The sequence below is a fragment of the Pseudoalteromonas sp. S554 genome (assembly GCF_005930865.1).
GTDB classification, from domain to species: domain Bacteria; phylum Pseudomonadota; class Gammaproteobacteria; order Enterobacterales; family Alteromonadaceae; genus Pseudoalteromonas; species Pseudoalteromonas marina.
The window spans coordinates 1-233 of sequence record NZ_PNDV01000200.1; the positions used below are offsets into that span (position 1 = coordinate 1).

Here is a 233-nt window from a genome sequence, read left to right on the forward strand (position 1 = left end):
AAACGGTTTATACCGTCTCTCGCCTTAATAGAGAGATCAGAACAGTACTAGCGCAAGGCTTTGCTTCATTAGTGCTTACCGGTGAAATTTCGAAGTTAATTGCGCCAGCGTCTGGGCAATGGTATTTTTCGTTAAAAGATTACATAGCACAAAATAAAGCGGCTATGTGGCGAGGTAATAACCGAAGCCAAAGTTACCGCCCAGAAAACCGCGCACAAGTAACAGTAAAAGCA

At 43.3% G+C, this 233-nt stretch carries 1 protein-coding gene; it reads left to right on the forward strand.

Translation table 11 applies throughout. From position 1 onward, the window contains the following. A partial coding sequence (locus tag CWB65_RS19690; protein ID WP_171047606.1) for an exodeoxyribonuclease VII large subunit occupies positions 1–233 on the forward strand: 233 nt, incomplete at both ends.